Raw genomic sequence first — 1751 nt, forward strand, 5'->3', positions numbered from 1 at the left:
ATAGATGCAAGCAATTTTTTTTAATATATGCATTCTAATAATAATAGATGCAAAATTACTATATAAACCTAAATTAAAAAAGAAAAATAAATCTAAAAAGGAACAAAAATCTTCAAAAAAAATAAAAAATAAAAAATATATAGATTTCTAAAAAAAATAATGTTTTTTTATATATATATTAGAAAAACATTTTAGGGTCTATTTTTATTTTTTTTTGAAAAAAGAGTTATCTTTTATAGAACAATTCGTATTTAATTTATTTAATCTATCGATATATGCCATTCCTCCTGCTGAAATTACAAATGTTAAATGAATAATTACATACCAAATTATTTTATTATTCAAAACCTTCTCGGTTTCCATAAAAACTCTTAATAAATGTACTGAGGAGATTGCAACAATTGCAGAAGAAACTTTACTTTTTATTGAATTCACATCCATAGTACCCATCCAATCTAGTTTAGTTCCTTTAATATTCATTTTACTAATAAAATTCTCATAACCAGAAAAAACAACCATTATTAATAAACCGCCTACTAAAACAATGTCAATTAAAGATAATATTACTAATATTAAACCTGATTCTGAAATAAAAAAAATCTCAGGTAAAACAAAAAAAATCAACTGAAAAAATTTTAAAGTTAATAAAATTAAACAAAAAGACAATCCTAAATATATTGGAAATATTAACCAACGTGAAATATAAATCATTTTCTCAATTGTCTTTTTCATACAATATTTATCCTATTTTTAATATATAAAAAAATATTTTTTTATCAATTCTTCATTGCATTTTTAAAGCATTCGTGTTAATAAAAAATACAAAAAAAATTTATTTAAATCAAAAAACATGAAAAAAATAAAAAAAAAATACGTAAGCAATTATATGCCAAAATTCAAAATTCCAAAAAAAAATAAAAATAGACCAAACTTCATTCAAAATTCAATGAAATTAGCAAATGAAATTGATGTAGCTCGAGTTGAATTACATTATGTAATCCAACCAAAAAACCCTCAAACAGGTGAAATAATAAAAAGATACAGAAGACTAAATGAACATAGAGCATGTGCATTCAGAGCAATGGTACAAGCCATGCTTTATTACTTTAATTTGTCAACTAATACTGTTTATGCATCCTTAGAAAAACTTTCAGATGATTGTGGTCTATCTACAATTTCTCCAGCCGGAAATAAATCAATTTCAAGAGCATCTAGATTAATTTCAAAATTTATGGAACCTATGGGTTTTTTAAAATCCGAAAAGAAATGGGATAATATTTTAGGTACATATATGCCTAAAATATTTATTTTAACCCCCCTCTTTTTCGAACTTTTTGGTGTAACTTCAAAACAACTCTCAAAAGCAAAAAAACAACAATTAAATTGGATAAATAATTCCCTGAAAAAAAAAGGAATTAAACCATTAACTGAAGAAAAAATTTATATAAAAAATAAAAATTTAAGAATTCAAAAAATTTTAGAATTTAGAAAATCACAACATAATTTTTACATACGTCAAAAAAGAGCAAAAAAAATAATCTCAAATAATGAATTTCAAGCTAAACAAAAAATCTTAAAATTATTAGTAAAAAATTATTCACTAAATGAACTACAAAAAATGGGTCAAGGTGGTTTAAAAAAAATGGTAAATATAGAATATTTCCATTTAAAAAAAATAGCTACAATGTGTTTTTCTAAAAATACTGTTTTAAACAAATAATTTTTTGTTTCAATTTTTATTTTTTTCTTTA

2 protein-coding genes are annotated in these 1751 nt (G+C 21.9%); one reads left to right on the forward strand and one right to left on the reverse strand.

From position 1 onward, the window contains the following. Positions 1–204: 204 nt before the first annotated feature. Positions 205–732 carry a TIGR00645 family protein gene (locus AB4W66_RS02540; RefSeq protein WP_367675102.1) on the reverse strand — a complete coding sequence of 176 codons (528 nt, stop codon included), beginning with the start codon at positions 730–732 and terminating at the stop codon, positions 205–207. 118 nt (positions 733–850) lie between these two features. On the opposite strand from AB4W66_RS02540, the gene repA reads away from it, so the two are divergent. Further along, positions 851–1720, forward strand: coding sequence for a plasmid replication initiator RepA (gene repA, locus AB4W66_RS02545; protein WP_367675103.1), 870 nt, complete (start codon positions 851–853; stop codon positions 1718–1720). Positions 1721–1751: the final 31 nt, after the last annotated feature.

This window comes from Buchnera aphidicola (Tetraneura ulmi), from assembly GCF_964058925.1.
Taxonomy (GTDB): Bacteria; Pseudomonadota; Gammaproteobacteria; order Enterobacterales; family Enterobacteriaceae; genus Buchnera_D; species Buchnera_D aphidicola_B.

Coding starts and splice junctions, on each gene's coding strand:
- AB4W66_RS02540 (WP_367675102.1), bottom strand. CDS start 732: ATGAAAAAGACAATTGAGAAAATGATTTATATTTCACGTTGGTTAATA.
- repA (WP_367675103.1), top strand. CDS start 851: ATGAAAAAAATAAAAAAAAAATACGTAAGCAATTATATGCCAAAATTC.